Raw genomic sequence first — 26,332 nt, forward strand, 5'->3', positions numbered from 1 at the left:
GGAGAGGGTGCCCGAAGGGCGGGAGAGGGAGCTTACTCGCTTATTACGAGTCGTCTTCCGGTGCGCACTGCGCACCCTGCTTCAGGCCTCTTCAGCGCTTTCTTCACCCTCTTCCGGCAGCAAATCCAACCAACCAGCCAGCACCATCTGCGCCTCTTCCACACCCATGCGCTTGGGTGCCGAGAACAGCTGGATACTGATGGCCTCGCCCCACTGCTTGTGAATTTCCTGGCGTACCTTGAGCAGCGCAGTCTTCGCCGCACCGAAGGCCAGCTTGTCGGCCTTGGTCAGCAGGATATGCAGCGGCATGCCACTGGCCACCGACCAGTCCAGCATCATGCAGTCGAACTCGGTCAGCGGATGACGGATATCCATCATCAACACCAGGCCGCTCAAGCTCTCGCGGCTGCCCAGATACGCTTCCAGATGTTTCTGCCAATGCTGCTTGAGCGGGATCGGGACCTTGGCATAGCCGTAGCCAGGCAGGTCGACCAGGCGACGCTCGTCGTCCAGGCGAAAGAAGTTGAGCAACTGCGTGCGCCCGGGGGTCTTCGAGGTGCGCGCCAGGCTGGCATGGGTCAGCGTATTGAGCGCGCTCGACTTGCCCGCGTTGGAACGGCCGGCGAAGGCGACTTCCAGGCCGCTGTCCTCGGGGCACTGATCGACCTTGGCGGCACTGATGAGGAAGCTGGCCTGCTGGCACAGACCGATGATGGGATTTTTCGGGAGCATGGGGTATCCGGTGGTTACCTCAATCCGCAGAGAGGGTGTCTACAAATGGCTGCGCGCGGCCATGCTGCGTTGGAATCAACCTCAAAATGCTCATGTACTACTCGTACACTCCGCTTTTTCGGCTGACTCCGCCTTGCCTGACCTTTGCTCGCTGCTTTGTAGAGACCCTCTTGACCGTTCGAGGGATTGCGACATTTCCGCGCACCTGTCGCACGCCAGGTGGCGCGGCAAGCGGCGTCGTTTCCGTTTCAGCGTTGCCAGTATATAATGCCGCAGATTTTGTGTGCGCTTTGTCCCACCCGCAGGAACCCGATTGCCGGGAGCGATTACATCTCTGCTCGATAGAAAGCAGAACGTTCCCTACCCTGATGAGGTTGATTTGATGAAGAAAATGCTGCTCGCTGCTGCAGTTATGATGCTGTCTTTCAACGTCTATGCTGCTCAGGATCCGCAAGCTGTGTATGACCGTTCCTGTGGCGTGTGCCACAACGGCCAGATTCCCACGGCGCCCAAGAAGGGCGACAAGGCCGCATGGGAGCCCCGCCTGGCCAAGGGCATGGATACACTGGTGCAGAGCGTCACCAATGGTTTGAATGCCATGCCGCCGCGCGGCTTGTGCATGGACTGCACGGCCGAGGATTACCAGGCGGTCATCAAACTGATGACCGAATGAGTGAGCCCCGCCGATAACCCTTCTCTCTTTTAGCCGTAATTGGATTAGCTGATGAACAAAGTACTCGTGAGTCTGCTGTTGACCCTGGGCCTCACCGGCGTGGCTCAGGCTGCTGGCGATGCCGAAGCCGGTCAGGGCAAAGTTGCTGTCTGTGGTGCCTGCCATGGCGCCGATGGCAACAGCCCTGCGCCAAACTTCCCCAAGCTGGCCGGTCAGGGCGAGCGTTACTTGCTCAAGCAGCTGCACGACATCAAGTCCGGTGACCGTCCAGTGGTCGAGATGACCGGCATGCTGGACAACCTCAGCGATCAGGACATGGCTGACATCGCTGCTTACTTCTCCAGCCAGAAGATGAGCGTTGGTGCTGCCGATCCCAAGCTGGTCGCGCGTGGTGAAGCGCTGTTCCGTGGCGGCAAGCTGGAAGAAGGCATGCCGGCCTGCACCGGCTGCCACTCGCCCAACGGCGCTGGTCTGGATGCAGCTGGCTTCCCGCAGTTGGGCGGCCAACATGCCCAGTACGTTGCCAAGCAGCTGACCGATTTCCGCGAAGGCAACCGCACCAACGACGGCGACGCGATGATCATGCGTGCCATCGCTGCCAAGCTCAGCAACAAGGATATCGAAGCGGTATCCAGCTTCATCCAGGGTCTGCACTGATAATTTGCTGCGCGTCGGCCCTGCTGCGTCAGAAACAGGATCGGAATGCTCATGTACAAAAGTACACTCCGCTTCCTCTCCTGTTTCTTCCTTGCATGACTCTAGCTCGCGAAATTCTCTAAAGGCCAAGGGTTGTTGCAGTTGGTAAGACAAAGGGTGGCTACGGCCACCCTTTTTCATTTGCGGCGCGGCTACAATGGCCGGAACCTGCATCGTGTCGCCCGGTCTTACTAGCGATTCGCCACGAGGCGATGCCTACTACCAAGGAGTACCCCATGCGTAACCTGATTCTCGGCGCAGCTCTGGCCGTCAGCAGCCTGTTCGGTATCACTGCTCATGCCGAGCCAGTGGCTGGCCAGCAGTACGTTGAGCTGAAGAGCCCGGTGCCGGTTTCCAAACCCGGCCAGATCGAGGTGGTGGAGCTGTTCTGGTACGGCTGCCCGCACTGCTATCAGTTCGAAGCGACCCTCAACCCCTGGGTCGAGAATCTGCCGGAAGACGTCAATTTCGTTCGTGTGCCGGCACTGTTCGGTGGCATCTGGAACGTGCATGGTCAGGCGTTCATCACCCTGGAAAGCATGAAGGTCGAACACAAGGTGCATGAAGCCGTGTTCACCGCCATCCACCAGGAGAAGAAAAAGCTGGCTTCGGCTGAAGAGTTCGCCGACTTCGTCGCGACGCAGGGCGTTGATCGCGATGCCTTCCTCAAGACCTTCAACTCCTTCGCCGTCAAAGGTCAGATGGAAAAGGCCAAGAAACTGGCGATGGCTTACCAGGTCACGGGTGTGCCGGTGATGATCGTCGGTGGCAAGTATCGCTTCGACCTGAGTTCGGCCGGTGGCCCGCAGCAGACCCTGCAGGTCGCTGACCACCTGATCGCCAAGGAACGCGAGGCGCTTTAAGCGACCGCAGGCGCGAAGCATGCTGCGCCGCTGGCGAAAGACACGTGCAGTTGGCCTGTGCGATCCACAGGTCAACCTGCACTGTTCGCCGCAGGCCGACTGGCCAGCCGACGGCCTACTGCGTCTGCTCAGTTTCAACGTCCAGGTCGGCATCAATACCCAGCGTTACCATCACTACCTGACCCGTAGCTGGCAGCACCTGTTGCCCCATTCCGGGCGTGCCGGCAACCTGCAGCGCATCGGTGATCTGCTCGCCGATTTCGATCTGGTGGCGTTGCAGGAGGTCGATGGTGGCAGCCTGCGCTCGGGCTACATCAATCAGGTCGAGTACCTGGCCCAGCAGGGCGCCTTTCCCTACTGGTATCAACAGCTCAATCGCAATCTCGGGCGTTTCGCCCAGCACAGCAATGGCGTGCTAAGCCGCTTGCGTCCCACCCTGCTGGAAGATCATCCGCTCCCTGGTCCGCCCGGACGTGGTGCGATTTTCCTGCGCCTCGGTGAGGGCGAGCACGCATTGGGTGTGGTGATGATGCATCTGGCGCTGGGCGCACGCACACGAACGCGGCAACTGGCTTACATTCGCGAGCGCGTCAGTGAGTTTCGCCATCTGGTGCTGATGGGCGACATGAACACCCATGCTGCCGACCTGCTGGAAAACTCCCCGCTGCGCGACCTCGGCCTGATCGCGCCACAGGTCGAAGCAACCTTCCCCAGTTGGCGACCGCAGCGCTGTCTCGATCATATCCTGCTCAGTTCCGAGCTCGAACTGGGGCGCGTCGATGTGCTCAGTCAGCCGATTTCCGACCACCTTCCCGTGGCCGTGGAAATCCGCCTGCCGGAAGCACAGAATGCTGCGCAAATGCCTATGCTGAAGACGCCATCTCCCGAGTAAGCCGTATGAGCGATGACGCGCAACGCTGGAAAGACAAATACCTGAGCAGCCTGGAGCAGCAGGAAAAGCTCGATCGCCGTTGGGAGTTGCGCCTGGATCTGCTGCGTCGCGGCCTGGTGCGCAGCAGCCTGGCCGCCGAGGGCGCGGACAAGGCGGTCGATCAATGCATGCAGGAAATGCGCGAAATCCTTCGCCGCGACGATATGGACGCCGCCTTGAGCGGCCTCATCCCGCGTCTGGAAAAGGCCGTGCTGGATTCCGAGCAGCGCCGTCAGCAGCGTGCCGGTGAGGCGGCGACCGCACTGGCTGCCTTGATCGAGCAACTGCAGCGTCTGCAGCCGCCGCGCGAGGTGCGCAAGGCGCTCAAGTCACTGGGAAAACAGCTGGAGGATGCCACCAGTCATCAGTATCTGCTGCCTGCGCTGCTCAGCCAGCTGAGCAATCTGCAGGGTCAGGCGCTGACCGTTCTGCAGGCTCCGGTGCAGGAGCAGCCAGGCCTGTTGCAGCGTTTGTTTGGCTCGCGCGCAGATAACAACGAAAGCAGCGAAGATTCGCCGAGCGGTGCCGCCGAGGCCGCTGCCATTGCCGAGGCGCTCGCACCACCATCGGCGCCAACACCAACACCAACACCAACACCAACACCAACACCAACGGCCATAGCGTTGGCGAACGAGCCGCCTCCCAGTTTCTCCAACGTGGCCAGCGTGCCAGCCCGGCACCAGGTCCACGACGCCTCGCCTGTACTCGACAGCCTGCCGCTGCCACCGGGGCTGGTACGGCAGGAGGATGCTAGCGACAGCCCATTCTCATTGCCCAGCAGCGAACCCGGGTACAGCGCGGTGGCGCCACATATCGCCAGCAGTCTGCGCAATCTGCTCGACGAACTCGAACTGCCGGCGCGCCATCTGCCACAAGGTGAAGCGCTGCGTTCGCGCCTGGAGGGCAATCTCAACTGGTACGAGCTGGTGCCGGTGCTGGATGACCTGGCTGTGCTGGTGCTTGCCGTCACCGATAGCGGTCAGCGTGAGTTCGCCGGCTATCTCAAACAGCTCAACGAGCGTCTGGCTGCCTTCATCGAAACCCTCAGCGAGGCACACGAGGGTTACAGCGCTTCAGTGGAGAATGCGCGCAGTTTCAACCAGCAACTGCGCGATCAGGTCAGCGATCTGCAGCACAGCGTGCAGGAGGCTGCCGATCTTGAATCGCTCAAGCAGGCCCTGGAGCAGCGCCTGGAAGGCCTCTTGCAAAGTGTCAGCAGTCATCAGCGTCAGCGCGACAGCGGTGGAGATGACGTGGCCGAGCGGCTACAGGGGCTGGTCAAGCGTGTCGCCGAGATGGAGCAGGAGGCGCAGCAGTTTCGCGAGCATATCGAGGAACAGCGACAGAAGTCCTTGCTGGATCCTCTGACTGGGCTGCCCAACCGTGCTGCCTGGAGCGAGCGTCTCGACCTGGAGGTCGCTCGTCGCCAACGTTACGGCGGCCAGTTGTTGTTGGCGGTGCTGGACGTCGATCACTTCAAGCGGATCAACGACGGCTACGGCCACCTGGCAGGTGATCGAGTGCTGAAGATCATCGCCGGGGAGCTCAGCAAGCGTTTGCGCAAGACCGACTTCATCGCCCGTTTTGGTGGCGAAGAGTTCGTTCTGCTGATTCCTGCAACGCCGCTGGAGGGAGGTGTCCAGCTTCTGGAAACCCTGCGCGCGGCAATCGAAGCCTGCCCGTTCCACTTCAAGGGTGAGCCAGTGACCATCACCTTCTCCGCCGGTATTGCGGAATTTCGCAATGGCGAGGCGACCGAGGTCACCTTCGAACGTGCCGATCAGGCGCTCTATCGCGCCAAGGGCTCGGGGCGTAACCGAGTCGAACAGGCTGCCTGATCCCTTCTACGTTGAGCCGCTGCGGCAGGCGCTGCGGCTCCCTGTGCGAACGACCCACGCCCTCTAGGGCGTTGCCTCAGCCGGGTCCCTGCTGGTCGCTGATGCGGGAGCAGCGGTTCGTGCCCGTGGCGCGTGATCGTCCTCGTCCTGCAATGGCACCTCATTGCCCTGCGCGTCGTACAGCTTGCCGCCGATGAAGTGATCGCCATCGTGCAGGGCGGCGATGTCGTGGTAGCGCAGGCTGCGCTCGGTGCCGGCGACGAATACCGACTGCTGATCCGAGTTGCCGGCGGTGAAATGGTTGAACAGCAGGTTGAGCAGGATCGCCATGATCGCCGCCGAGCTGATGCCCGAGTGGAAGATGGTTTCGAACCAGGCCGGGAAGTGATGGTAGAAGCTGGGCATGGCGATGGGGATCATGCCGAAGCCGATGGAGGTGGCGACGATCACCAGATTCATGTTGTTGCGGTAGTCGACCTTGGCCAGGGTGCGGATGCCGCTGGCGGCGACGGTGCCGAACAGCACGATGCCGGCACCACCAAGCACCGAGGTCGGCACTGCGGCGATCACTCGGCCCATGATCGGCAACAAGCCGAGGGTGACCAGAATCAGCCCGCCGGTGGCGACCACATAGCGGCTCTTCACGCCAGTCACGGCGACCAGGCCGACGTTCTGGGCGAAGGCACTCTGGGTGAAGGAGCCGAACAGCGGCGCAACGACACTGGCGATCATGTCCGCGCGCAAACCATTGCCGAGGCGTTTGGAATCGACCTTGGTGTCGATGATGTCGCCGACGGCAAGGATGTCGGCCGAGGTTTCCACCAGGATCACCATCACCACGATCAGCATCGAAATGATCGCTGCCACCTCGAACACCGGCATGCCGAAATGTAGCGGTGCCGGGAAGGCCAGCACCGGCCCGTCGCCGACTTTGGAAAAATCGGCCATGCCGAATACCAGTGCCACCAGGGTGCCGATGACCATGGCCAGCAGAATCGACAGACGTGAGAGGGTTGCACTGCCGACCTTGCTCAATAGCAGCACGGTGGCGAGGGTGAAAGCGGCCAGGCCGATGTTGGCCATGCTGCCAAAGTCAGCTGCACTGCTGTTGCCACCCATGGCCCAGCGCGCCGCTACAGGCATCAGCGTCAGGCCGATGGTGGTGATGACGATGCCGGTCACCAGCGGTGGGAAGAACTTGGTGATCTTGGAAAAGATCGGCGTGATCAGCAGACCGATCGCCGCTGCGCCTATCACCGCGCCGAACACCACGGGTAGCCCGCCTTCACCGCCATTGGCGCCGACTATCGCCACGATGGTGGCGACGCTGGCGAACGACACGCCCTGTACCAGGGGTAACTGGCAGCCGAAGAATGGCAAGCCGATGGTCTGCAGCAAAGTGGCGGCGCCACCGACGAAAAGCGATGCGGCGATCAGCAGGCCGATATCGGCAGGTGACAAACCAGCCGCCTGGCCGACGATCAGGGGGACGGCGACGATACCGCCGTACATGGTCAGTACGTGCTGCAGGCCGTAAAGCAGATTGGAGCCGAGGCCGAGGTTCTCGTCCTCTGGGCGCTGAGTGGTGGACGTCATGGGGAAGCTACTCGCTGTTGTTCTTGTCCGGTCAATGTAGACATTTTGTAGTCATATTGGCTACTACTTTGTATACATTTTTTCTGGCGTTTATCCCTGGAACTGTTTCGCCTCTGCTGGTCATAAAATTTCCACATGCGCTGATGTTGCTCGAATCTGACCGTGGCGCCGACTCGCGAGGTGACCCCGTCAGGCCCTAGACTATGCGCACTAGTCACCGGAGACGCCCATGGACATCTTCAGCATCGCCGTGCTGATCTTTTTGGTCACCGACCCTTTCGGCAATATCGCCATCTACATTGCCGCGCTGAAGAACGTCGAGCCGCGCAGACGGTTGTGGATCGCCGCGCGCGAACTGCTGTTCGCCCTTGGCCTGTTACTGCTGTTCCTCACCTTTGGTGACAAATTCCTCACCAGCCTCGGGCTGTCACGCGAGGCAACCGCGATTGCCGGCGGTATCATCCTGTTCGTCATCGCCATGCGCCTGATCTTTCCCAGCCCGCAAGGCCTGCTCGGCGACGTACCGGATGGCGAGCCGATGCTGGTGCCGTTGGCCACGCCGGCGGTCGCCGGACCTTCGGCTCTCGCGGTGATGATGACCCTGCGCAACACCCACACCGGGCCGCTCTGGGAGCTTTACCTGGCGGTCATCCTGGCTTGGGCAGCGACGGCATTCATCCTGTTGCAGGCTTCGTTCCTGCAGCGTTTTCTCGGTAATCGCGGGTTGATGGCGGTAGAGCGATTGATGGGCATGCTGTTGATCATGCTCAGCGTCGACATGCTGCTGGACAACCTGCAGAGCGTATTCGGTCACGCATGAAGTCTCTCTGTCTTGCCCTCTTCCTTGTTCTGCTTGCCGGTTGCACCGGTGGCCTGCGCATCGATGACAGCCACACCGCGACCGGCCAGAACAGCCGTGTGCAGTACGTCGTGTTGCACTACACCTCCGCTGACCTGCGGCGTTCGCTCGACCTGCTGACGCAGACCGAGGTGAGTAGCCACTACCTGATCGGTGATGCGCCGCCGACCGTCTACCGTCTGGTGGATGAGAGCCGTCGCGCCTGGCACGTCGGTGTCAGCGAATGGAAGGGGCGCACCTGGCTCAACAGCACCACGATCGGCATCGAACTGGTCAACCAGGGTTACTACCAGACGCCGGCCGGTCGTTACTGGCAGCCTTTCGCGCCGCAGCAGATCGATACCCTGATCGTGCTGCTCAAGGACATCGTCAAGCGTCACCAGCTACCGCTGGGCTCGATCATCGCGCACAGTGATGTGGCGCCACAGCGCAAGGTCGATCCGGGCCCATTGTTTCCCTGGAAGCGTCTGGCCGACGAGGGACTGGTGCCCTGGCCGAACGAAGACGCCGTGGCGCGCCAACAGGCGCTTTTCAGCACCAGTCTGCCAAGCGTGCAGTGGTTCCAGGAGCAGTTGGCGCAAAACGGCTACACGGTGCCGCAGCATGGCGAGCTGGATGAGGTGACGCGCAACGTCATTGCCGCCTTCCAGATGAAGTATCGCCCGGCCAACTATGACGGCCAGCCGGACGCCGAAACTGCAGCGCGGTTGCTGGTGCTCAATCTGCAGGCGGCAGGATAGAACTCAGCTGGGTGTCGTGGCGATCAGCCGGGAGTCGGTCAGCGCGGCACTGCGATGAACGGTGGCGGCCTGGTATTCGGGGTCAGAGAGCATGCTCAGAAAGGCTGCTGACGAGGGATAGCGCACCAGCAGAAGCAGATCCCAGCGCTCTTCCTTCGGTGCGATGAGCGCCAGGTGGACGTCAGCCATCACCTGCACCTCACCGCCCACCCCCTTGACCTTGTTCAGCGCGGTGCGGCTGTAGCGCGCATAGGCTTCGCGCCCGCTGCACGGCACATGGAGGCTGCCTGCGTCGTACGCGGCTTGATCGTTGAAACGAAGCAGATTGAGCATCAGGATCGGTGTATCGCTGGGCATGTGCTCGGCGAACGCCAGCAGATCCTCGCGGTCAGGGTTGATGCTCGGCATGCACGTTCCTCGGCTGGCGTTTTTCCTGAGCCTCTCGCCTGAAGCCGAGTACGGCAAGCGCTATTGATCCTTCTGATAGCCAATTATCTGGTCAGCGTGGTGCTTCGCTGCGCTTGCTGTACTGGCAGGTCGATCAGCGTGGGCCAGGTTGGAAATCGCGTGCATCACGCGCCCAGACGTCCAGCACCGGTTTGAGATCCTCCAGGGTCAGTTGCGAGCTGCTGTTCTCCAGTGTCAGGCCGTGACCCTTGCGCACCACGCGCAGCACCGGTTCGCTGGTGCGGGCATCGAGGCCCTCCAGCTCGATGAAGATGGCGCTGTCGCGGTCACGGGTGCCTGCGGCTGTGGTCGCTGCTGCCAGCACCAGGGCGACAGGAATCACTTCATAGGCCTTGAGCCCTTCGGTGGAAACCGTCACGCCGGTGATCGCGCTGCGCAGTACCAGGCTGTCCATGGTCGGTTCGTTGACCACCGTCATGCGCCCCTGCAACTCACGGATCAACGCCTGATGCAGATAATCACGGACGCTTTCCAGCGTCTGCGCGCTGACCTGATCGCTGGGGACTGGTTCTGGATAGAAGGTCGGCTTCTCCACATACACCGTGGTGTAGCGCTCGCTTTTGAACTGCGGCGAAATCCAGCGCAGCACCGGTGCGCCAGTGGCTGAGGTGGCTGGCTGGAGCTGGGAGTAGTCGGCGAGGTAGCCGGAGAACTGTGTGGGTTTGGTGGTCTGGCTGGCGCAGCCGCTGAGCAGCAGACCAGCGAGTAGAGCCAGGCAAAGCGGGTTGGCGTAACGCATCGGTGGACTCTCCTGTCCAGGGGCCTGCAATCAGCCTAGATGCCGCTTCGTCAACCCGCCAGTTCGCTCAAGCGTTGAGCAAGAAGCTTGAAGTCATAGGGTTTCACGATGCTCTCGGTGGCCGCCGCGCTGTCGCGGGCGCGCACCTCTTCGAGCAGGTCGCGTTCGTAATAGCCGCTGGCGAACAACACCGGCAGGGTCGGTCGCAGCTGGCGCGCAGCTTCCACCAGTTCGCGCCCGTCCATCCCGGGCAGGCCGATGTCGCTCATCAGCAGATCGAAGTGCTGCTCGCTGCGCAGCCGTTCCAGGGCGCTGTGCCCGTCGCGCAGGGCGAGGACGCGGTAGCCGAACTCCCCGAGTACTTCAGCCGTGAGTTGGCGCACGACATCGTCGTCCTCGACCAGCAGGATGGTCTTGGCACTGGCGCAGTCGATTTCGGTCATGGGGCTCTCTGTTTCAGCGCGCAGAATGCGCGAATGTTTGGCAAACTTCGGAGTCGGTGCGCGGTCAGTGTGCCATACGCCTTCTCCGGACAGACAAGAACAAGCGAGACAATCATCGAATGGACGTCCCAATGTCGAATGAGTCCGCAATGGACGAAAAAGGGTTTCGCCGGATTCTCAACCGTAACGTCGCGCTGCCGCTTGGCTTGGGTCTGGTTGGTGCGCTGTTTTTTGCGCTGTTGATCGGCTACCTGCTCAATGCGATTCGCTGGGTCGAGCACACCGATCAGGTGCTCAACAGGGCCAGCGAGGTGTACAAGCTGACGCTTGACCTGGAAACCGGCATGCGTGGTTTCCTGCTCAGCGGCGAAGAGGACTACCTCGCGCCCTACGAGCAGGCGCGCGGCAAGTTTCGTCCACAGACCGAACAGCTCATTGACATGGTTTCCGACAACCCGGCGCAGGTGCAGCGTCTCGAACGTCTGTTGGCCATGCAGGAGCAGTGGGATCTCTATGCTCAGGAAGTCATTGCCAGCCGCCGCGATGGCGGCAACTTCATGGCCGAGGTCGGGCGTGGCCGGGGCAAGAATCTTACCGATGGCATGCGCCGCGAACTGGATACCTTCATCAACAGCGAGCGTGAATTGCGTCAGCAGCGCAATGCCGAAGTAAGCGGCACCACGCTCTGGGGGGCCGGCATCTATCTGGTGGTCAGCATCCTGTTCAGTGCCCTGTTGGCGCTGTTCGGTCGCCGTGAGCTGATGAACCTCTCGCAGACCTATTCACTGGCCATGGCCAAGCAGTCCGATTATGCCGATGAGCAGCGTCGCCGCGCCTGGCTCGGTGGTGGTCAGAATCTGCTGGCGGAACGTTTGATCGGTCAGCCGCAGGTGCAGGAATTGGCCGACCGCTCCCTTGAATTTCTTGCCGAGTACCTCGATTGCGTGGTCGCCGCTCTGTATCTGCGCGATGCCCAGACCGGCGACCTCACGCGCGTTGCCGGTTATGGCTTCAGCGAAGACGCCAGCCTCAAGGCGCATTTCTATCGCGGTGAGGGCCTGATCGGACAGGCTGCTCGTGGCCGTCGTCTGGTCTGCCTGGATGATCTGCCGGCGGATTACATCAAGGTCGCCTCAAGTCTTGGAGAAGGCCAGCCAGTGAGCGTCGCCTTGCTGCCGCTGCAGTCCGAAGACCGCGTCAACGGTGTGGTCGAATTGGCCTTCATGCGCGTGCTGGAGCCGCGCGAGCGCGAATTCCTCGAGGCCATCGCCAGCAATGTCGGGATGGCGCTTGAAGCGGCGCGCTATCGCCAGCGTTTGCAAGAGGTACTCGGCCAGACCCAGCAACTCAACGAAGAGCTGCAGACCCAGCAGGAAGAACTGCGCGCGGCCAACGAGGAGCTGGAGCAGCAGGCGCGCGTGCTCAAGGAGTCCCAGGCGCACCTGGAAACCCAGCAGGCCGAGCTGGAGCAGACCAACGAGAAGCTCTCCGAACAGGCGCAGACGTTGGCCGACCAGCGTGACGAGCTGGACCAGCGCAACACCACCCTCGGGCGTATTCAGGCTCAGTTGGAGGAGCGTGCCGAGGAGCTGCAGCGCGCCAGCCGCTACAAATCCGAGTTCCTTGCCAACATGAGTCACGAGCTGCGCACGCCGCTCAATAGCTCGCTGATCCTGGCCAAGCTGCTGGCGGAAAACGGCAACGGCAATCTCAACGACGAACAGGTCAAGTTCGCCGAGTCGATCTACTCGGCCGGTAACGATCTGCTCAATCTGATCAACGACATTCTCGATATCGCCAAGGTCGAGGCCGGCAAGCTAGAGATACGCCCCGAGCGCACGCCGCTGGCGAGCCTGCTCGAAGGCTTGCGTGATGTATTCGTACCGCTGGCCGGCGAGCGCAGTCTGAGTTTCGAGATCGAGCAGCAAGGCGAGCTGCCGCAGGTGCTGTTCACAGATCGCCAGCGTGCCGAACAGATCCTGCGCAACCTGTTGTCCAACGCCTTCAAGTTCACTGACCGTGGCGGCGTGACCCTCAGCGTGTCGCGGCAGGACGACCAGAACCTGGCCTTCGCCGTGCGCGATACCGGCATCGGCATCGCTGCGGATCAGCAGCAGGCGATCTTCGAGGCCTTCCGCCAGGCCGATGGCACCACCAACCGCCGTTATGGCGGCACCGGCCTGGGGCTGTCCATCTCGCGCGACCTGGCCGCGTTGCTCGGTGGCTCGATCATGGTCAGCAGCGTGCCGGGCGAGGGCAGTACCTTCACTCTGCTGCTGCCCGAGCGCCTGGTCGAAGGTGCAGCTCCCAGCCAGCCGATTGCCGCGCCTCAGGTGGTGGCCGAGCCCTCGCAGCCGGTTGCCGCAGCCATTGCCGCACCTGTGATGCCGCGAGCACCAGCGCCTTTCGCCGATGATCGCGAGCACCTCGATGAGCGTGGCGGCCGCCGCGTGCTGGTGGTCGAGGACGAAGTGCGCTTCGCCCGCATCCTCTTCGATCTGGCTCACGAACTGGGCTACGCCTGTCTGGTTGCCACCTGCGCCGATGAAGGCCTGGAACTGGCGCGGCAGTTCCGCCCGGATGCCATCCTGCTCGACATGCGCCTGCCCGACGGCTCCGGCCTCGGTGTGCTGCAACGGCTGAAGGATGATCCGCAGACCCGCCACATCCCGGTCCATGTGGTTTCTGTGGAGGATCAGAGCGAGGCTGCACTGCACCTGGGGGCGGTTGGCTATGCGCTCAAGCCCACCAGTCGCGATCAGCTCAAGGACGTCTTCGGCAAGCTCGAGGCCAAGCTCAATCAGCAGGTCAAGCGCGTGCTGCTGGTCGAGGACGACCCGTTGCAACGCGACAGCGTTGCCCGCCTGATCAGCGACGAAGACATCGAAATCACCGCTGTCGCACTGGCTGGCGAAGCGCTGGAGAAGCTGCGCGATACGGTGTTCGACTGCATGATCATCGATCTCAAGCTGCCCGACATGCAGGGCAACGAGTTGTTGCGGCGCATGGCCGAGGAAGACATCTGTTCCTTCCCGCCGGTGATCGTCTACACCGGTCGTAACCTGACCCGCGACGAGGAAGCCGAGCTGCTCAAGTACTCGCGCTCGATCATCATCAAGGGCGCGCGTTCGCCAGAACGTTTGCTGGATGAGGTCACTCTGTTCCTGCACAAGGTCGAGGCCGAGCTGTCCAGCGAGCACCAGCGCATGCTCAAGACCGCGCGCAGCCGCGACAAGCTGTTCGAGGGTCGGCGCCTGCTGCTGGTGGACGATGACGTGCGCAACATCTTCGCCCTCTCCAGCGCGCTGGAGCAGAAGGGCGCCACGGTGGAAGTCGCGCGCAACGGTTTCGAAGCGCTGGACAAGCTGAGGGAGCGTGAAGACATCGACCTGGTGTTGATGGACGTGATGATGCCGGAGATGGACGGCTACGAAGCCACCCGGCAGATTCGCCTGGAGAATCGCTGGAAGAACCTGCCGATCATTGCGGTCACGGCCAAGGCGATGAAGGATGACCAGGAGCGCTGCCGCGAGGCTGGCGCCAACGATTACCTGGCCAAGCCCATCGACCTGGATCGCCTGTTCTCCCTGATCCGCGTGTGGATGCCCAAGCTGGAGCGTCTGTGATGCCTGACGAAATCGAGCTGCGCCTGCTGATCGAGGCAATCTACCTGCGCTACAGCTACGACTTTCGCGACTACTCGAAGGCCTCGCTCAAGCGCCGTGTACGCCAGGCGCAGACTCAGCTGGATTGCCCGACCATTTCGGCGTTGCAGGCGCGCATCCTGCACGAGCCGCAGGCGTTCATGCAGCTGCTGCAGTACCTCACCATCCCGGTCAGCGAGATGTTCCGCGACCCCGAATATTTCCTCGCGCTGCGCGAGCAGGTGGTGCCGTTGCTGCACACCTATCCTTCGCTGAAGGTCTGGGTGGCTGGCTGCAGTACCGGCGAGGAGGTGTATTCCCTGGCCATCCTGCTGCACGAGGAAGGCCTGCTGGAACGCACCATGATCTACGCCACCGACATCAATCCGCACTCGCTGGAGAAGGCCGAGCAGGGCATCTTCGCCCTCGACAACCTGCGCACCTACACCCAGAACTACCAGCTGTCCGGTGGCAAGCGCGCGTTCTCCGACTACTACTCGGCGGCCTATGACCGTGTGCTGTTCGACAAGTCGTTGCGCACCAACGTGACCTTCGCTGATCACAGCCTGGCCACCGACAGTGTGTTCGCCGAAACCCATCTGGTGTCGTGCCGCAACGTGCTGATTTATTTCAACCGCGATCTGCAGGACCGTGCTCTCGGTCTGTTCCACGAATCTCTTTGCCACCGCGGTTTTCTTGGTCTGGGCAGCAAGGAAAGCCTGGATTTTTCCGCCTATGCCCGGCAGTTCGAAGCGGTCTCGCGGCCCGAGCGGATTTTCCGCAAGCGATGAGCAGCCAACGGATCAACCTCCGCGGCCAGGTGCGTGCGCCGCTGCAGGCCCTGCTGATTGGCGCCTCGGCTGGTGGTGTCGAGGCGCTGTTGAGCCTGCTCGAGGACCTGCCGCCGGATTACCGACTGCCGGTTGTCTGCCTGCTGCATCAGCCGGATCGCAGCGACAGTCTGCTGGCCGATCTGCTGCAGCGCCGCCTGAAGCTGCCTGCCAAGGAAGCCGAGGACAAGGAGTACCTGCGCGGCGGCGTGGTCTACGTGGCGCCCGCCGGTTACCACCTGTCTATCGAAACCGAGCGCAGCTTCTCCCTCAGTCGTGAGGAACCACGGCATTTCTCCAGGCCGTCGATCGATATTCTTTTCGAGTCCGCTGCCGATGCCTATGGCGAGCAGTTGGCTGCCGCGCTGCTCACCGGCGCCAACGAGGATGGCGCGGCCGGTCTGCTGGCGATCAAACAGGCCGGCGGCCTGACTCTGGTGCAGGAGCCTGCCGACGCGCAGGTGCCCACCATGCCGAATGCCGCGCTGGCGCTGCTGAAACCGGATTTTCTCCTGTCTATCAATGCCATGCGCCTGCTGCTGGCCGAACTGGATGCCCTGCCATGCTGAGGAAGATTGAAGCCAAGGTGCTGATCGTCGACGACCTGCCGGAAAACCTGCTGGCATTGCGTTCGTTGATTCAGAGTGAGGATTGCACCGTGTTCCAGGCCAGCAGCGCCGATGAGGCGCTGTCACTGCTACTCGAGCACGAGTTCGCCCTGGCTATTCTCGACGTCAAGATGCCGGGCATGAACGGTTTCGAACTGGCCGAGCTGATGCGCGGTACTGAGAAGACCAAGCATATCCCGATCATCTTCGTCAGCGCTGTTGGCCGCGACATGGACTACGCCTTCCGTGGTTACGAGAGCGGCGCAGTGGACTTCCTGCACAAGCCGCTGTCGCCCTTCGAGGTACGCAGCAAGGTGGCGATGTTCGTCGAGCTGTACCGCCATCGCAAGGCGTTGAGTATGCAGCTGGAAGTGGTCGAGGCGGCGCGTCGTGAGCAGGAGGCGCTGCTCGCCGAGCTGCGCGAGACCCAGGGCGAGCTGCAGAAAGCGGTACAGATGCGTGACGTGTTCATGTCCATCGCCTCGCACGAGCTGCGCACGCCACTCAATGGTCTGATCCTCGACGTGCAACTGCGCCGACTGCGCCTGGAGCAGGGGCGCATGGATGCCTTTACCCCGGACAAGTTGCAGGAGATGGTGGCACGCGACGAGCGACAGATCCGCAGCCTGAGCCGCCTGATCGACGATATGCTGGATGTTTCGCGCATTCGTACCGGCAAGCTTTCCGTGCGTCCAGAACCCGGCGACCTCGGCGTGCTGGCTGGCAACGTGGTGGAGAGCCTGGCCGCGCAGTTCACCAATACCGGCAGCCATATCGAGTTGCACGTCGAGGGACCGGCACCGGTGATGATGGACGAGTTCCGCATCGAGCAGGTGTTGGCCAACCTGCTGACCAACGCCCTGCGTTACGGGGGTGGTAAACCCGTATCGGTGCGTGTGAGGGCGGTGGACGATGTGGTACGTGCCGAGGTGCGTGACCAGGGGCTGGGCATCTCCGAGGCTGACCAGCGGCGGGTCTTCGAGCAGTTCGAGCGCGTCTCTGGAGCCAGCGTCGCGCAGGGGCTTGGGCTCGGCTTGTTCATCAGCGAGCAAATCGTCCAGGCCCATGACGGGCGCATTGAGCTCAGCAGTCGTCTCGGCGAGGGCTCCTGTTTCAGCATTCTGCTGCCGCTACGCAGTTGATCGTGCAAATTGCACGTGTCGTGATTCATGCATCTTGCAAAGTGCATGAGCGAGGGTCTTGAGATTTGTTTTAAATAATTGATTTATAAGGATATTTTTCATTAATTGATGTTGGCATGAGCGCTGCAGAATCAGTCATGTAAGCCCCGACTGATCTGCTGATGGAGAAGCGTCATGAACATCGTCCGAGTGAGCCTGTTTTGCGTCGCTGCATTGCTGGTCAACGGAGCTTACGCCAAAGATTTCATTGGTTCGGCTGGAGCCATCGCCAAAACGGCCGAGTTCACCCTTTCCAACTCGCCGGTGTGGGAATCGCGTGTCGCTACGCAGCAGGAAGGCTCTGCCGAACTGCGCACGCAGCCAACTCGCGCTGTCGGTGCCGTCGGTGACGATACGCAGTGGGTGCGCATTTCCGATGAGGGTGACACCGATACCGCCAACCGTGAGCCGCGTCCTGCCAACAGCACCCCACGCTGGGTGTTCTGACCGACAAGGAGTCCTGCCGTGTCCAGAAGTGCCATCCTGTTGTTGATCATGACCCTATCGAGTCTGGCTGTGCTATGGCTGAGCCCTGCTCTGGACGGGGGTGTCGCCCTGCTGCTCAAGGGAGGCTGCGTCGTATTCGGTGCGGGCTTTCTGGTCGCGCTGATGGCCGGGCGCCGTATCAAGTTCGACCCGGTGCTGCGCTGAAGCTGATTCCGCGCCAAGGAAACAAGAAAACGCCACGAAGACCGTGGCGTTTTTTATTGAGCGTGAATAGGCCGTTACCCGGTCGTCTACCTCAGACCGGCAAGCTGAAATAGAAGTTGGCGCCTTCGCCGGGGCGTGAATGAACCTTTAGCTGACCACCGTGCAACTGCACGATCTCCCTTGCCAGCGCCAGGCCGAGGCCGACGCCACCCTTGCGTCTGCCGACCTGAACGAAGGGTTCGAAGATCCGCGCCTGTTGTTCGAAGGGGATCCCTTCGCCTTCGTCCTGCACGCTGACGATCACCTGTTCGCCATGGCGGCGCGCCTGTAGTCGTATCTTGTCACCCGGGTTGCTGTAGCGCAGGGCGTTGTCGGTCAGGTTATCGAGCAGTCGCTGCAGCTGCGCGGCATCGAGCTCAAGCTGCGGCAGGGGCTCGTGGACTTCGCAAAGCACCGTCACCTCGCGCTCCGCGGCTCTCTCGCTAAAACGTTGAGACAGCTGCTGGATCATTTCGCTTAGGTCGCAGGGGCGGCGCTGCAGGGTTTGCACGCCATTCTGGTAGCGCGAGAAGTTGAGCAGGTCGTCGATCAACTGCACCAGCCGATGCATCTCCTCGTCGACAGTGCGTATCAGTTCCTGCTCGCGTCCGCCTGATGGCAGTGAAAGACGCTCGCGAAGCAGGCTGAACGCCATGTGCATGCCGGTGATCGGCGTGCGCAGCTCATGCGAGGCGCGCAGGATGAACTCGCTGCGCACTCGGTCGAAGGCACGTTGCTTGGTGACGTCACGCAGCACCATCACTGCCCCCACGCTACCACCCTCGCGCAGCTGAATCGGAGTCAGGGCCCAGGCCAGTAGCCTGATCTCGCCGTCACGTTCGATCTGCAGATCAGCCGGCGGCTCATGCAGCAGTTCGCCTGCCAGCACCTGGCGCAACGCCTCGTCCACTGCATGATCAGGCAGCAGCGGCCCGATCGGCTGGCCGAGGATATCGGCCTGCCAGGAAAGCTGACGTAGCGCCACTGGGTTGGCGTGTTCGATGTTGCCCTGGGCGTCGAGGATGACCAGGCCATCGTCGATGCTGTCGAGCACCGCTTTCAGGCGGCCCTCGCTGTTGAGCAGTTGCTTGAGGTTGCTCGAGTGATATTCGCGCAGGGACTCGGTCATCAGACCGAAGCGGCGGCTCAGGACGGCCAGCTCGAACACCGGGGATACCGGCAGCACCACGTCGTATTTGCCTTGGCCGATACGGTCGGCGGCCCGCGCCAGCATGTCGATGGGGGCGCCGAAGCGACGGGCGATGCCGTGGGCAGTCAGTACACCAATCGCCAAGACGGCCAGGCCGATAAGCACCAGGAGCCCGGCGATCAGCTGGGAGCGTTCGCCAGCACGGCTTTCGGCCGAGATGACCCAGTCGACGACCTGGTCCTGTTGCGCCAGCAGGTGATCACGCAGGTGCTGAAAGGCTTCGATGAAGGGCTTGTGGTTGCCCAGATCGTGCGGTGTCTCGCCGGGCGCTGTAGCGCTGTTGGCTGCCTCTTCCATTTCAGCGTAAAGCGCTGCTGCTTGTTCCAGGCTGCGTAAATAGTCGTCATTGAGGTTGGCCTTGAGCCCCTCATCGAAGGTGGCACGGAACGACTTGCGAATAGCTTCGAGGCGCTGCGCATCGGGCTGCTGATCGATCAGCACGATCAGTTCGTCGCCCAGGTGCTGGCGCAGTTTCTGGCCGATCTGCACGGCGTCGAAGCCGCGCTGGATCAGGTCGCTCTGGCTGCGCGCCATCTGCGTGACGCTGAACAAGCCGAGCAGCAGGCCCAGCAGCGCCACGGTGATCAGCGCGGAGATGCTGAGGAACAGTCGCGTGCGAAGCTTCATCGACAGCTTCATGGAGATCCCGTGGTCAGAGGTTGTACTGCTTGCGTTTGCGGTAGAGGGTCGAGGTATCGATACCCAGCGTCTTGGCGGCCATGTCGAGGGTGTTGCTGCTGGCCAGCACGGCGGCGATATGCGCCTTTTCCAGCTCTTCGAGGCTCATCGCTGCGCCGACGCGCACGGCATTACTGGGTGCTTCGCTGCTGCCGCCCAGGCCGAGATGGCTAACCTCCACCACGTCGCTCTGGCAGATGATGCTGGCGCGCTCGATGACGTTGCGCAGCTCACGGATATTGCCTGGCCAGTGATAAGCCTGCAGGGCGGCGGCAGCCTCGGGGCTGAAACCGCACGCCGGGCGCCCGTAGTCGCTGACGAAGCGGGCGAGAAAGCGCTCGGCCAGGCCCATCACATCTTCGTGACGTTCGCGCAGCGGCGGTAGCTTGAGGGTGATGACGTTGAGGCGGTAGAGCAGGTCCTCGCGGAAGCGTCCTTCGCGGACCATCTCGTCGAGGTCCAGATTGGTCGCCGCGACGATGCGCACATCGGCGCGGCGGGTTACCGGATCGCCGACACGCTCGTACTCCTTGTCCTGAATGAAGCGCAGCAGCTTGGGCTGCAGGGTCAGCGGGAAGTCGCCGATCTCGTCGAGGAACAGGGTGCCACCGTCGGCCTGACTGACGCGGCCCTGAGTGCTTTCGCTGGCACCGGTGAAGGAGCCGCGGGCGTGACCGAACAGTTCGCTTTCCATCAGCTCGGCCGTCAGCGATGGGCAGTTGATGGTTACGCAGGTGCGCTTGGCACGGCGGCTCCAGCCGTGGATGGCGCGCGATAGCTCGCCCTTGCCGGTGCCGGACTCGCCAAGAATGAGAATGTTGGCGTCGGTAGCGGCGACCTGCCGTGCGGTTTCCAGAATCGCCATCATCGCCGGGCTGTGCGAGTCGAGGCCATCCTTGGCCTTGCGCACCTCACCCTCCAGAGCCTCCAGACGTGCGGCCAGAGTGCGCACTTCCAGCTGCTTGGCGGCGGCCAGGCGCAGTTGATCGGGAGTGCAGGGTTTGACCAGGTAATCGGCGGCGCCGGCCTGGATTGCATCGACTGCGGTGTCCACGGCCGAATGGGCGGTGACTATCACCACACGCATCCAGGGGGCCTGGATGCGCATCTGCGCCAGCAGGTCCAGGCCGTTGTCCTCGCCCAGGCGCAGGTCGAGAAAGCACAGGTCGAATACCTGTCGCTGCAGCAGCGCCTCGGCTTGGGTCGCACTGCTGGCGCCGGCGACGTCATAGCCTTCGTCTTCAAGGCAGTAACGGAAGGTACGCAGGATTGCCGATTCGTCGTCCACCAGCAGAATGCGTCCACTGGTTTGCTCTGCAACTGCCATGTATGTGCTCCATCTGACGGGTCAATGCAGCTTAGTCAGGTAAAAACCATGCAAGTTGCACGGCCCGACTGTACCGATACTGCACCCTGCATGCAGGCAGGGTGCCTTTATGGTTATTAAGTTTATGTTTTAAAAGGGAATTCTATTTTTATGCTGGCTGGCATGGGGCTTGCGATATTGCCTGTATCGTCTCACGAACAGGAGTGAACTCATGCCCCCGTTCAAGCCTTTGTTACTGGCCGCCGGCACCGCGCTGATGCTCGGTCTGACGCCTGTGGCCAGCCATGCTGCCGAAGGTCAGCTATCAGCACAGCTGGATGCGGCCCGCCAGGAAGGTTCGATCTGGACAGCCTTTGCGCTCAACCGGCACCTCAACCCTTTCAAGCTCGATATCGACGTTGAGGATGGTGCGGCCACCCTCAACGGCAAGGTCGAGAATGATGTTCAGAAAGAGCTGGCCGAGCAGGTGGCGCTGAGCATAGGTGGCATCGATTCGGTGGACAATCGCATCGAGGTCAGCAGTGACGCGGTCGAGGGCGCTGCACCCAGCGTGGTGCAACGCCTGGAGGACGCCAGCCTGGCTGCCACGGTGAAGTCCAAGTTGCTGTGGAACAGCAACACCCGCGGCCTGGATATTCAGGTCAAGAGCGAAACCGGCAACATCACCCTCAGTGGCCATGCGCAGACGCCGGCGGCCAAGGAGTTGGCAGGCCAGCTGGCAGCCAATACCGATGGCGTGCGCGAAGTGTTCAACCACCTCAGCATCAGCACTGCCGACAGCAGTAGCAGCGAAGTGCAGACCACACTCGACGAAGCGCGCGAGAACATCAGTGACAGCTGGATCACCAGCAAGGTCAAGGCCAGCTTCCTCTACAGCCGCAACCTGGATGCCATGAACATTGCGGTGAACACCGACGACGGCCTGGTCAGCCTGCGTGGCAACGTGCTGAGCAGTGCCGAGAAGCGCCTGGCAGTCGAGATCGCTCGCAACATCCGTGGTGTGCGTGGTGTCGACGCCGACGCCCTGCGTATCAGCAGCTGAATTTCAACCCACCGCAGCCGCTCGAGCGGCTGTCATCTCGCAAGTCCCATCGCCAAGGAGTGAATCCATGAGCAGCAAGACCGCACAACTCAATGAACTGATCGAAATCACCCGTGACGGCAAGCGCTTTTATGAGCATGCCCACGAAGAGGTCAAGGATATTCGCCTGCAGGCGCTGTTCCGCGACATGGTGCGCGCCAAGACTGAAGTGATCGACGCCTTGAGCGTCAAGGTCGCGGCCAACCAGAGCGAGCCGGCATCTGGCGGCACCCTGCTGGGCAAGCTGCGCCAGTTCTACGCCGACACCCGCGCGACGCTGGCCAAGGATGAAGACGCCACCTATGTCGCGCAGCTTGAGGAAGCGGAAGACCGCATTCTGCATGCCTTCGAAGATGCGCTGGAAAGTGCGGACAATGACGTTCGTGTGCTGCTGGCCGTGGAAATGCCCAAGGTACGGGCTTGCCACGACCGCATGCGGGCGCTGAAGCAGAATATGCAGTAACCCCCGCGCGTCATCCGAGCCCCTGCACGCATTGCGTGCGGGGGCTTTTTATTAGCGCTGGGCAGAGCGGGCTGGCAAGGTTGTGTGCGTAATTCCCTAATTGCTATGTCAGGTGGACTTGAAGCCGGGCAGCCCGTTCGCGGCACGCCACTCTTTCACGGTGCGGTTGATACCTTTAGCCGAATTGTCCGCCCCGTCCTCTGGGTAGTAGATAAGATCTGTTCCGTCCGGATGACCTGTGACTTCGCAGAACCGTTCCAGCAGCTCCCCCAGCGCACTGTCTGATGCGTTATTGTTGGCTTTGCGAATATCTTCTACAAACTGTATGAACTGTTGCTCGGTGTAATCAGTAATCGACTTGCTCATGTTCTACCTGCGAAAAGAGGACAGATTTACTTTCAAGTTAGTTATACTCAAAAAATATCTGCCCCTGAGGAATCACTACAAATCCATTCCAGCGCCAGGGCTCGATGCTTGTTGTTACTCTGGAATCGGTATGAACGCCCTATCTCTGAACCTGAAGGCCGATCAAGTAGAGCGCATGACATGCCGTGGTGTATCGATAACCGAGCCCCCGACCCCTCGGCTATCTTGCTTCTGCTAGGTCAGCTGGATTTAAAGCCGGGAAGTCCGTTTGCGGTACGCCAATCCTTCACTGTGCGGGTGATCCCTTCAGGGGAATTGTCTGCCCCAGTCTCCGGGTAATAGATGAGATCAGACCCGTCGGGGTGTTCACTAACTTTCTCAAAATGAAGCAGCAAAGCATCAGCACGCTCATCTGTATCCGAAGCATCCTCCTTGAATAATTCTCTCAACAGCTGAATAAACTCGGCTTCGGTGTAATCAGAAAATTTCTGTTTCATAAGGCTAGTCATGAACTATTTACCGTCCCGATGCAAATCAATGTGATTTCTTAGGGGAACAATAGGGGGCAGATCACGATTAATTTTTCGTAAATCGTAGTCTGCCCCCTATTGTTTGTTAGGTCAGTTGGACCTAAAACCGGGAAGTCCGTTCGCGGCACGCCACTCTTTCACGGTGCGGGTGATGCCCTCGGGGGAATCATCCGCACCATCCTTGGGATAGAAGATCAGGTCTGAACCGTCAGGATGTTCGCTTACCTTCTCGAAGTGGAACACCAACTGATCCACCTCTGACTCGCCCCCAGAATGATCAACGATGCGACGCAGCAGGGCTACAAATTCAGACTCACTGTATTCATTGAACTTAGTCTTCATGGCTTTTTCCGGCCCTCCTTGTGAGTCTGGACATGGCGCTTCGGCGCAAACAATAGGGGTTTCCGGGCTGCTCGCTGTATCAGTTAAACTTGAAGCTTGGTAGGCCGTTTGCTTCACGCCATTTCTTCACAGTCTCGGTGATCCCTTCTGGAGTACATTGTTCTTCAGACTCGGGCCAGTAAATCAGGTCGGAGCCATCCGGATGCTCAGTTATCTGTCTGAATTGATCCAAAAGCTCGTCAAGAATTTCATCCGGAGTGCCATTCTTATTGGCTGTAAAGATCTGTTGCATGAAGTCAACGAATTGAGCCTCGGTAAAGTCAGCAAATTTTCTTTTCATAAAAATCACTTACCATGTATATCAATATGATTTTTTGGTGTGTTGACTCGTAAGTTATCGACATCATACACAGCACCGTCCTTGGCGATATACTCAAGATGATGTAGTTCAAAGCTAGCTCTTTTCCCAATAACGTCTCTTTGACGAGCCTTCGGCGCACAACCATCTAGCATTCGGGCGATGTTCTGCGCATTAAACTGCCTAGCAAGATTTGGATCATTCGCCACTTCGATCCAAAAAGCTTCCCTGAATTTATTAAAGCTCGAAAACTCCCGCCCTCGGAGCTTGTCCGCAATTCGCGTCGGGATTGGTGCGCCCAGCCCCTCACCCGCCCCTGCCAACCAGATGCCCAACACATCCTCGCCATATCCAGTGACAACCCCCGGATCATGCCGGGCATTCATCACGATATAGAGTGGCGCAATGCCCGAGCCGGCCGGGAATACCAGGATGAAATCCCGATACTCTGGCGGGTAGATCGGATTGACGATGAGGTTGTCGGCCTGCTCTACAGGTGGGTAAATCGTGATCAGCGGGGTTTGGGGAGCAGCCTCCAAGTCAGGAATGCCCAAGGTATCGGAAGGATTGGCGGCAGGCGTCCAGATCAGTTCAACACCACCCCCGAAGTCCGCCACCATCTGGCTACCCACCCGGGCGAACTGGACGACAGGAATCGTTTCCCAGTCGCTTCGCAGCTGCGTGTTGTACCCGTAGCCCTTCAGCGTGCCGTTCGCTCGTTCCTCGACCCGAATGCGAACCCGGGTGCGGGCCTGCCGCATCGAGCGAAGCTGCTCCTCCGTGTAGTGCGCGCTATCACCAATGAGCGTGCCCCCAATCACTCCACCCGTGACGATGCCGCCGCTAACTACACGACCTCCCGCCCCGACAGCTACACGCCCACCGCTGGCCACCGCACCACCAGCAGATGCGATCTCGCAGAGCCCACCACAAGACTCACCGGCATCTAAAGGCGCAAGGCCACGCAGCGCCAAGGCGCCAAAACCAGCAGGGACATTCCCACTGATCTTCTTGAGCTGCACCTTGCCGCTCTCGTCCACATCTCTGCCGCCGAGTAACACCAGGTTGCCGTAGTCACTCACGTCATCGACCGGGAAAGTGCCTGACGACGTGCTGTAGTCGATCACCGAATCGGGCAGCYTGCTGCACTTGGCGAAGACGCAGGCGGCGCGCATCAGGTTGCTTGCAGCAGTCTCCGGTTCAGACATTCGAGTTAAAGCGGGAGGGACAGTTGGTGCGGTAGGTGCCGGGCCTGAGGAGCGTAAGGAACTGCTTGCCGTTCCTGCCGCGTCTTGGTCGTCAGAGCCGTAACTAGCGGTGAATAGCGACGGTAGAAGCCTGGCTCGGTATGGACAACCACTGATGCTGTGCAGTGTTCCAGCCACGAACCGTCCATGACTGTCGATGAACGGAACACCGCCAAGAATCCGGTAAACCTGGCCATCCTTGCCGCAGCTGACGCGATCACCTTCACGAGCATGAGCGATACCGAACATCATGACCCGTGAGTCGGCTTCCACCACCGATCCACCGCACGTAGTTTTGTCACCTAATCGGATGAAATAACCCACTGCCATACCCTTTCCTTGGTCGTAGGAATTGAGCGGCAAGCATGTGCGCACACCACCACTTGATGGCCATGGGACAAATCTGAATGTCAGGAAGGGCACCCCTTGCACCTGCCCAATCCCTTGCGACCCTTGCCCCAATAACTGCCTGACGCCCCTCCTGGGTCGGCATCATCAGCGCAGCAGGTCACAATCACCGAAGTTAGGGGGGGAGCCCCGGCGCAGCAGGGCGGGGGCGCCTGGCTCGGATGTCGGGTGCCCTTCTCTTTGGTTACTTTCTCTTGGGCAAGCAAGAGCTACGAAGCGCAGCGCAGTAACAGCCGCAGGCTGGCCCGCAGGGTGAGCGCAGCGAATCAAGTGACTTGTAAGTTGTTCCACACCTGCTCCAGACCGCCAGTGACTAGATCTCCAGATCGTGGGCGAGCGAGGGTCGGAGCAGGTTTTTCTTGATTAACCCGAACGGTTGCCTGAGCTCAAAGCTCGTTTCTGCAAGTCAGGGTGAGACGATGTCTTCGTCAGTGGCAGCGTCACGCTCCAGCGCTATGCCAACGACACTCCAGGCAGGGCCCAACTGGCTACCGATATGCTGGCCTTGGTACCCCACCTGATCGTGGCTGAGGCAACGGGTGGCCTGGAACGCCTCCTGATTGCGGAGCTAGCTGCACAGAAATTGCCGTTGGTGCTGGTCAATCCAAGGCAAGTCCGTGACTTTGCCAAGGCATCGGGTCAACTGGCCAAGACCGACGCGTTGGATGCTCGGGTTCTCGCCGCATTCGGCATTGCCATCCGTCCCGCCATCCGCCCGTTACCCGATGAGCAGGCGCTCGAACTGGCGGATCTGGTTGGGCGTCGGCGACAACTGGTCGACATGATGGTCG

The 26,332-nt window shown here is 60.9% G+C and carries 28 protein-coding genes; 16 read left to right on the top strand and 12 right to left on the bottom strand.

Annotation, left to right across the window (positions count from 1 at the left end):
- Positions 1-81: 81 nt before the first annotated feature.
- Positions 82-732: a ribosome biogenesis GTP-binding protein YihA/YsxC gene (yihA, locus tag INS93_RS21300; protein ID WP_160018547.1), complete on the bottom strand. Its 651-nt coding sequence runs from the start codon at positions 730-732 to the stop codon at positions 82-84.
- 382 nt (positions 733-1,114) lie between these two features.
- On the opposite strand from yihA, the gene INS93_RS21305 reads away from it, so the two are divergent.
- The 5 genes from INS93_RS21305 (at position 1,115) to INS93_RS21325 (ending at position 5,733) form a co-directional block, all read left to right on the top strand.
- Positions 1,115-1,405: a c-type cytochrome gene (locus INS93_RS21305; protein WP_192985437.1), complete on the top strand. Its 291-nt coding sequence runs from the start codon at positions 1,115-1,117 to the stop codon at positions 1,403-1,405.
- A gap of 51 nt (positions 1,406-1,456) precedes the next feature.
- Positions 1,457-2,062, top strand: coding sequence for a c-type cytochrome (locus INS93_RS21310; RefSeq protein WP_192985438.1), 606 nt, complete (start codon positions 1,457-1,459; stop codon positions 2,060-2,062).
- Between the two features lie 275 nt (positions 2,063-2,337).
- Positions 2,338-2,964 carry a thiol:disulfide interchange protein DsbA/DsbL gene (locus tag INS93_RS21315; RefSeq protein WP_192985439.1) on the top strand — a complete coding sequence of 209 codons (627 nt, stop codon included), beginning with the start codon at positions 2,338-2,340 and terminating at the stop codon, positions 2,962-2,964.
- A 19-nt stretch (positions 2,965-2,983) separates the two neighbouring features.
- Positions 2,984-3,856, top strand: coding sequence for an endonuclease/exonuclease/phosphatase family protein (locus tag INS93_RS21320; RefSeq protein ID WP_160018543.1), 873 nt, complete (start codon positions 2,984-2,986; stop codon positions 3,854-3,856).
- A gap of 5 nt (positions 3,857-3,861) precedes the next feature.
- A complete protein-coding gene (locus INS93_RS21325; RefSeq protein WP_192985440.1) occupies positions 3,862-5,733 on the top strand; it encodes a GGDEF domain-containing protein in 1,872 nt (623 codons plus the stop codon).
- A 63-nt stretch (positions 5,734-5,796) separates the two neighbouring features.
- Here the strand turns inward: INS93_RS21325 and INS93_RS21330 are convergent, their stop codons facing one another.
- Entirely contained in the window at positions 5,797-7,329 is a 1,533-nt protein-coding gene (locus INS93_RS21330) for a nucleobase:cation symporter-2 family protein (RefSeq protein ID WP_192985441.1), read from the bottom strand.
- Between the two features lie 229 nt (positions 7,330-7,558).
- Between INS93_RS21330 and INS93_RS21335 the strand changes: the two genes are divergently transcribed.
- On the top strand, positions 7,559-8,149 hold the full coding sequence (locus INS93_RS21335; protein WP_192985442.1) for a MarC family protein: 591 nt from the start codon (positions 7,559-7,561) through the stop codon (positions 8,147-8,149).
- The gene (locus INS93_RS21340) at positions 8,146-8,928 is read left to right on the top strand and encodes an N-acetylmuramoyl-L-alanine amidase (RefSeq protein WP_192985443.1); all 783 of its coding nucleotides are present in this window, start codon (positions 8,146-8,148) and stop codon (positions 8,926-8,928) included. The genes INS93_RS21335 and INS93_RS21340 overlap by 4 nt, the downstream gene beginning before the upstream one ends.
- Positions 8,929-8,931: 3 nt before the next feature.
- On the opposite strand, the gene INS93_RS21345 is transcribed toward INS93_RS21340, so the two are convergent.
- From INS93_RS21345 to INS93_RS21355, 3 genes are all read right to left on the bottom strand, one after another.
- The gene (locus tag INS93_RS21345) at positions 8,932-9,336 is read right to left on the bottom strand and encodes a DUF1330 domain-containing protein (protein WP_192985444.1); all 405 of its coding nucleotides are present in this window, start codon (positions 9,334-9,336) and stop codon (positions 8,932-8,934) included.
- A gap of 133 nt (positions 9,337-9,469) precedes the next feature.
- The gene (locus INS93_RS21350; RefSeq protein WP_192985445.1) at positions 9,470-10,135 is read right to left on the bottom strand and encodes a DUF3313 domain-containing protein; all 666 of its coding nucleotides are present in this window, start codon (positions 10,133-10,135) and stop codon (positions 9,470-9,472) included.
- 50 nt (positions 10,136-10,185) lie between these two features.
- Positions 10,186-10,578 (bottom strand): response regulator, encoded by a 393-nt coding sequence (locus tag INS93_RS21355; protein WP_192985446.1) that lies wholly within the window; start codon positions 10,576-10,578, stop codon positions 10,186-10,188.
- 131 nt (positions 10,579-10,709) lie between these two features.
- On the opposite strand from INS93_RS21355, the gene INS93_RS21360 reads away from it, so the two are divergent.
- The 6 genes from INS93_RS21360 (at position 10,710) to INS93_RS21385 (ending at position 17,492) form a co-directional block, all read left to right on the top strand.
- Positions 10,710-14,204, top strand: a complete 3,495-nt coding sequence (locus INS93_RS21360; protein WP_192985447.1) for a response regulator — start codon at positions 10,710-10,712, stop codon at positions 14,202-14,204.
- Positions 14,204-15,013, top strand: a complete 810-nt coding sequence (locus INS93_RS21365; RefSeq protein WP_192985448.1) for a CheR family methyltransferase — start codon at positions 14,204-14,206, stop codon at positions 15,011-15,013. The genes INS93_RS21360 and INS93_RS21365 overlap by 1 nt, the downstream gene beginning before the upstream one ends.
- Entirely contained in the window at positions 15,010-15,621 is a 612-nt protein-coding gene (locus INS93_RS21370) for a chemotaxis protein CheB (protein ID WP_192985449.1), read from the top strand. The genes INS93_RS21365 and INS93_RS21370 overlap by 4 nt, the downstream gene beginning before the upstream one ends.
- Positions 15,615-16,802 carry a hybrid sensor histidine kinase/response regulator gene (locus tag INS93_RS21375; RefSeq protein ID WP_192985450.1) on the top strand — a complete coding sequence of 396 codons (1,188 nt, stop codon included), beginning with the start codon at positions 15,615-15,617 and terminating at the stop codon, positions 16,800-16,802. Before INS93_RS21370 ends, INS93_RS21375 begins: the two co-directional genes overlap by 7 nt.
- Positions 16,803-16,976: 174 nt before the next feature.
- Positions 16,977-17,288 (top strand): hypothetical protein, encoded by a 312-nt coding sequence (locus INS93_RS21380; RefSeq protein ID WP_192985451.1) that lies wholly within the window; start codon positions 16,977-16,979, stop codon positions 17,286-17,288.
- A gap of 18 nt (positions 17,289-17,306) precedes the next feature.
- The gene (locus INS93_RS21385) at positions 17,307-17,492 is read left to right on the top strand and encodes a PA3371 family protein (RefSeq protein WP_192985452.1); all 186 of its coding nucleotides are present in this window, start codon (positions 17,307-17,309) and stop codon (positions 17,490-17,492) included.
- 91 nt (positions 17,493-17,583) lie between these two features.
- Here INS93_RS21385 and INS93_RS21390 read toward each other — a convergent pair whose 3' ends face one another.
- Together INS93_RS21390 and algB are read right to left on the bottom strand one after the other, a co-directional pair.
- Complete coding sequence (locus INS93_RS21390) at positions 17,584-19,380, bottom strand: ATP-binding protein (protein ID WP_192985453.1); 1,797 nt, start codon at positions 19,378-19,380, stop codon at positions 17,584-17,586.
- Positions 19,381-19,393: 13 nt separating this feature from the next.
- Positions 19,394-20,746, bottom strand: coding sequence for a sigma-54-dependent response regulator transcription factor AlgB (gene algB / locus INS93_RS21395; protein WP_192985454.1), 1,353 nt, complete (start codon positions 20,744-20,746; stop codon positions 19,394-19,396).
- 211 nt (positions 20,747-20,957) lie between these two features.
- Here algB and INS93_RS21400 point away from each other — a divergent pair, with 211 nt between their 5' ends.
- Together INS93_RS21400 and INS93_RS21405 are read left to right on the top strand one after the other, a co-directional pair.
- Complete coding sequence (locus tag INS93_RS21400) at positions 20,958-21,788, top strand: BON domain-containing protein (RefSeq protein WP_192985455.1); 831 nt, start codon at positions 20,958-20,960, stop codon at positions 21,786-21,788.
- Between the two features lie 67 nt (positions 21,789-21,855).
- Entirely contained in the window at positions 21,856-22,290 is a 435-nt protein-coding gene (locus tag INS93_RS21405) for a ferritin-like domain-containing protein (protein ID WP_160018528.1), read from the top strand.
- 108 nt (positions 22,291-22,398) lie between these two features.
- Here INS93_RS21405 and INS93_RS21410 read toward each other — a convergent pair whose 3' ends face one another.
- The 5 genes from INS93_RS21410 to INS93_RS21430 form a co-directional block, all read right to left on the bottom strand.
- On the bottom strand, positions 22,399-22,656 hold the full coding sequence (locus INS93_RS21410) for a bacteriocin immunity protein (RefSeq protein ID WP_192985456.1): 258 nt from the start codon (positions 22,654-22,656) through the stop codon (positions 22,399-22,401).
- A gap of 239 nt (positions 22,657-22,895) precedes the next feature.
- Positions 22,896-23,153: a bacteriocin immunity protein gene (locus INS93_RS21415; RefSeq protein ID WP_226945655.1), complete on the bottom strand. Its 258-nt coding sequence runs from the start codon at positions 23,151-23,153 to the stop codon at positions 22,896-22,898.
- Between the two features lie 123 nt (positions 23,154-23,276).
- The gene (locus INS93_RS21420; RefSeq protein WP_192985458.1) at positions 23,277-23,528 is read right to left on the bottom strand and encodes a bacteriocin immunity protein; all 252 of its coding nucleotides are present in this window, start codon (positions 23,526-23,528) and stop codon (positions 23,277-23,279) included.
- Positions 23,529-23,607: 79 nt separating this feature from the next.
- The gene (locus INS93_RS21425) at positions 23,608-23,868 is read right to left on the bottom strand and encodes a bacteriocin immunity protein (protein WP_192985459.1); all 261 of its coding nucleotides are present in this window, start codon (positions 23,866-23,868) and stop codon (positions 23,608-23,610) included.
- Between the two features lie 5 nt (positions 23,869-23,873).
- Complete coding sequence (locus INS93_RS21430; RefSeq protein ID WP_192985460.1) at positions 23,874-25,463, bottom strand: S-type pyocin domain-containing protein; 1,590 nt, start codon at positions 25,461-25,463, stop codon at positions 23,874-23,876.
- 574 nt (positions 25,464-26,037) lie between these two features.
- On the opposite strand from INS93_RS21430, the gene INS93_RS21435 reads away from it, so the two are divergent.
- Positions 26,038-26,332 (top strand): IS110 family transposase (locus INS93_RS21435; protein ID WP_192985466.1); only part of this gene is annotated, 295 nt, incomplete at its 3' end.

Origin of the sequence: Pseudomonas sp. EggHat1 (assembly GCF_014892995.1) — a bacterium.
Taxonomy (GTDB): Bacteria; Pseudomonadota; Gammaproteobacteria; order Pseudomonadales; family Pseudomonadaceae; genus Aquipseudomonas; species Aquipseudomonas chaetocerotis.